This window comes from Leifsonia sp. SIMBA_070, assembly GCF_046534635.1.
Taxonomy (GTDB): Bacteria; Actinomycetota; Actinomycetes; order Actinomycetales; family Microbacteriaceae; genus Leifsonia.
This window is the reverse complement of sequence record NZ_JAWRYK010000799.1, coordinates 1-244: the sequence shown is the minus strand read 5'-3', so window position 1 is coordinate 244 and position 244 is coordinate 1. Positions and strand designations below refer to the sequence as shown.

Here is a 244-nt window from a genome sequence, read left to right as displayed (position 1 = left end):
CCAGGAAAAGATTGCGGATGCCGCCAAGGTCAACGAACTGACCGGGCTTGCCCCCGCCGTCGCACTCCACATCCCCTGGGACAAGGTGGATGACTACACGGAGCTGGGCGCCTACGCCAAGGAGCACAACATTGCCCCTGGCACCGTCAACAGCAACACCTTCCAGGACGACGAGTACAAGTTAGGCAGCCTGACGCACAGCGACCCCGCCGTGCGGCAAAAGGCCATCGACCACATGTACGAG

At 61.9% G+C, this 244-nt stretch carries 1 pseudogene; it reads left to right on the top strand.

Annotated features, from left to right (window positions below):
• Window positions 1-244, top strand: a pseudogene (locus SB754_RS22420) (rhamnose isomerase); the annotation flags it as partial.